This is a genomic window from Streptomyces sp. NPDC054863 (genome assembly GCF_053610825.1).
Genome location: NZ_JBSGZD010000456.1, coordinates 1 through 4,099, shown reverse-complemented (window position 1 = coordinate 4,099; position 4,099 = coordinate 1). Strand labels below are relative to the sequence as shown.

The following is a 4,099-nucleotide window of genomic DNA, read 5'->3' as shown; positions in this document are numbered from 1 at the left end:
TCCTCGTCCTGGACATGTCGGAGGGCCCGCGCGAGCTGATCCTGACCGACGGCGATCTCCCCGCCATGTGCCGCTCGGCCGACCGGGCGTCGCTGGGCGGCCCCCCTGCGGCACCCCTCCAGCGCCCCTTCCCGGTCAGTCGATGGTGCGCCCGTACGCCCGGAGCGTGCGCAGCGCCTCGATGGTCACGAGCGGACGCGCCTCCAGCGCCGCCCCCGGTGCCCACGCCCGCCACCGGAGCGGCCAGCCGCCGTCCTCCTGCTGCTCCGCCGCCAGGAAGTCCAGGGAGCGCGCCATCTCCTCGTCCGTGAACCAGGCGCGTGCCAGGGAGTCCGGCACGCGCGCGTAGTCGTACGCGAAGTGGTGCTCGCCGGGGGCGTAGCCGGGCGCCACCGGCATCTCGTCGCGCTCGGCCGGGTCCAGCACCACCAGCTCCTGTTCGCGCACCAATCGGCCGAGCCGGTCCGCGGCGGCCTGGGCGCGGGAGCGGTCCGGGACGCCGTCCAGGAACGCGACGGCGGCCTGGACCTCGTACGGATGCGACGTCCGCAGGGACTCCACCGCGGCCCAGCAGAAGTCGGTGGCCCGGAACAGCCAGGCGTGCCACACCTCGTTGCGGTGCAGCAGCCCCACCACCGGGCCCGTCGCCAGCAGCTCGCTCGGCGGATCGTCCAGGACGGGGACGAAGGGCGCGGCCGGATAGCCGCGCTGCGAGGGGTGCACGGCGGGCAGCGCGCCGTCCTTCGCCGACACCTCGGTCAGATAGCGGCAGACGCGCTCCACGCGCGTGCCGCCGCAGCGGCCGATCGATTCGAGCACGCGCAGCGCGTGCGCCGTGTGCAGCGGCTGACTCACCGGGCCCCGCAGATCGGGTTCCAGCGCGTGGCCAAAACCGCCGTCCTCACCCAGGTACGCGGTGAGCGCGGTCTCGACCTGATCCGCGCCGCCGCCGAGGAAGTGGTACGCGAAACGCCGCTGCTCCAGGACCCGGGCGGTCAGCCAGACGAAGTGCTCGGCACGGGCGAGGGGTGATGCTCCAATTCCAGCCATGTGCCGACGGTAGGGCGGATGACGCGGGAGGCAAGGGGTGCGGACCGCTCTGCACTCTCAGGGGCGCGATACTGATGTCATGCGGTTGACGATTTTCTGGGAGCGGATGGCGGCGCACTTCGGCGAGAGCTACGCCGACTCCTTCGCCCGCGACCATGTGATGTCCGAACTCGGCGGCCGTACGGTGTACGAGGCGCTCGACGCGGGCTGGGACGCGAAGAGCGTGTGGCAGGCCGTGTGCGGTGCGATGGACGTCCCCCGGGACAGGCGCTGACACCCGGCCCCGCGAGATGCCTCTATGAGGTGCCGCTGAGGGCCGCCTCCACGAGGTGACACGAGTGCGTCGTTGTCGTACTCATGAGTGACACTTGGCCCCGTGGCCCCGACTGATGAGAGCGCCCAGGACCGGGCGAAAGCCCCGGATCCCGCGCAAGCCCAGGCAACCGACCGGCCGAGCACGGCGCCCCCCGGGGCCCCGCCCACCGGCCCGGCGCGCATGCCCCGCTGGCTGCCGCGCGCGATGGCGCTCGCCCTCGCCCTCTACGCCTGCTACCAGCTCGGCTACTGGGCGTTCCACCAGCTCATCGCGCTGCTCCTGAACATCGTGATCGCCTTCTTCCTCGCCCTCGCGGTGGAGCCGGCGGTCGGGCGGATGGCGGCCAGGGGGATGCGCCGCGGCCTCGCCACCTTCCTGGTCTTCTTCGGCGTGATGGTCGCGGGCCTCGGCTTCGTCGTGATGCTCGGGTCGATGCTGGCCGGTCAGATCGTGGAGATGGTCGAGGAGTTCCCCAAGTACCTGGACTCGGTGATCAGTTGGATCAACCTCACCTTCAACACCGAACTGTCCAGGGTCGAGGTGCAGGACAGCCTGCTGCGCTCCGACTGGCTCCAGAAGTACGTACAGAACAGCGCGAGCGGCGTCCTGGACGTCTCCACGACGGTGCTGGGCGGCCTGTTCAAGCTGCTGACGATCTTCCTGTTCTCGTTCTACTTCGCCGCCGACGGGCCCCGGCTGCGCCGCGCACTGTGCTCCGTACTGCCGCCCGCCCGGCAGATGGAGGTGCTGCGCGCCTGGGAGATCGCCGTCGACAAGACCGGCGGCTACCTCTACTCACGCGGCCTGATGGCCCTGATCTCGGGCGTCGCGCACTACGTCCTGCTGGTGATCCTCGGAGTGCCGTACGCACCCGCGCTCGCGGTGTGGGTGGGTCTGATCTCGCAGTTCATCCCCACCATCGGCACGTATCTGGCGGGTGCGCTGCCGATGCTGATCGCCTTCACGGTGAACCCCTGGTACGCGGTGTGGGTGCTCGGTTTCGTGGTCGTCTACCAGCAGTTCGAGAACTACATCCTGCAGCCCAAACTCACCGCGAAGACGGTCGACATCCACCCGGCCGTCGCCTTCGGCTCGGTCGTCGCGGGCACCGCGCTGATGGGTGCGGTCGGCGCGCTCATCGCGATCCCCGCCGTCGCCACGCTCCAGGCGTTCCTGGGGGCGTACGTGAAGCGGTACGACGTGACCGACGACCCCCGGGTGCACGGCCACCGGAGCAGGAGGGCGTCGGCGCTGGCCCGGGTCCGGGGTGCGCTGCGCCGCGACCGCGACGCGCAGCAGCCGCCTCCGCCCGCGCCGGGGGACGGCGCCTGAACTCCTGAAGGACCTGCCGGGAGGCCCGCGGGTCTCACTTGACAGCAAAATCGAACATCCATTCTCATTGGTGGTCCGGCCCTGTGACCCCGGTGGTTCTCATGGGGTTATCCACAGGTCGGGGCGACGCCGAGGCCGATTGTCAGTGGCAGGCGTTAGCGTCATTGACGTGAAGCGATCGACTCAAGCAAATCGGGTGGAACCCATGGCAGCAGGCACCGACCGCGAGAAGGCGCTGGACGCCGCCCTCGCACAGATTGAACGACAATTCGGCAAGGGCGCGGTGATGCGCCTCGGCGACCGGCCGAACGACCCCATCGAGGTCATCTCCACCGGGTCCACCGCCCTGGACATCGCCCTCGGCGTCGGCGGACTGCCGCGCGGCCGTGTGGTGGAGGTGTACGGGCCGGAGTCCTCCGGCAAGACGACCCTGACACTGCACGCCGTGGCCAACGCACAGAAGGCCGGCGGCACGGTCGCCTTCGTGGACGCGGAGCACGCGCTCGACCCCGAGTACGCCAAGGCACTCGGCGTCGACACGGACAACCTGATCCTCTCCCAGCCGGACACCGGCGAGCAGGCGCTGGAAATCGTGGACATGCTGGTCCGCTCCGGCGCCATCGACCTGATCGTCATCGACTCCGTGGCGGCGCTCGTGCCGCGTGCGGAGATCGAGGGCGAAATGGGCGACTCGCACGTCGGTCTCCAGGCCCGGCTGATGAGCCAGGCGCTGCGCAAGATCACTGGTGCGCTGCACCAGTCCCAGACCACCGCGATCTTCATCAACCAGCTCCGCGAGAAGATCGGTGTGATGTTCGGCTCGCCGGAGACCACGACCGGTGGCCGCGCGCTCAAGTTCTACGCCTCGGTGCGCCTCGACATCCGCCGCATCGAGACCCTCAAGGACGGCACGGACGCGGTCGGCAACCGCACCCGCGTCAAGGTCGTCAAGAACAAGGTCGCGCCGCCCTTCAAGCAGGCCGAGTTCGACATCCTCTACGGCCAGGGGATCAGCCGCGAGGGCGGGCTGATCGACATGGGCGTGGAGCACGGCTTCGTCCGCAAGGCGGGCGCCTGGTACACGTACGAGGGCGACCAGCTCGGCCAGGGCAAGGAGAACGCCCGCAACTTCCTGAAGGACAACCCCGATCTCGCCGACGAGATCGAGAAGAAGATCAAGGAGAAGCTGGGCGTCGGCGTCAAGCCCAAGAAGGACGCTCCCGAGGGCGAGCCCGGCGCGGACGTGGCGGGGGCCGCACCGGCCGCCGACACGAAGTCCGTACCGGCTCCGGCGGCCAAGGCCAAGACGGCCAAGGCCGCGGCGGCCAAGAGCTAGTCCGTGACCCGGAGGACGGACTGGCCGGGCAGCACGGACGACGAGCACGGCGGGTACGGCGGGCC

The 4,099-nt window shown here is 70.1% G+C and carries 4 protein-coding genes; 3 read left to right on the top strand and 1 reads right to left on the bottom strand.

All coding sequences use genetic code 11. The annotated features are described in order from the left end of the window. Positions 1–135 precede the first annotated feature (135 nt). Positions 136–1,050, bottom strand: coding sequence for a hypothetical protein (locus ACWGIG_RS37480; protein ID WP_453326195.1), 915 nt, complete (start codon positions 1,048–1,050; stop codon positions 136–138). 79 nt (positions 1,051–1,129) lie between these two features. Between ACWGIG_RS37480 and ACWGIG_RS37475 the strand changes: the two genes are divergently transcribed. From ACWGIG_RS37475 to recA, 3 genes are all read left to right on the top strand, one after another. Next, positions 1,130–1,324: a DUF3046 domain-containing protein gene (locus ACWGIG_RS37475; RefSeq protein WP_453326194.1), complete on the top strand. Its 195-nt coding sequence runs from the start codon at positions 1,130–1,132 to the stop codon at positions 1,322–1,324. A gap of 102 nt (positions 1,325–1,426) precedes the next feature. Beyond that, positions 1,427–2,698 (top strand): AI-2E family transporter, encoded by a 1,272-nt coding sequence (locus ACWGIG_RS37470; RefSeq protein ID WP_453326193.1) that lies wholly within the window; start codon positions 1,427–1,429, stop codon positions 2,696–2,698. Positions 2,699–2,903: 205 nt separating this feature from the next. Further along, positions 2,904–4,034 (top strand): recombinase RecA, encoded by a 1,131-nt coding sequence (gene recA, locus ACWGIG_RS37465; protein WP_453326192.1) that lies wholly within the window; start codon positions 2,904–2,906, stop codon positions 4,032–4,034. The last annotated feature ends 65 nt before the right edge of the window (positions 4,035–4,099 follow it).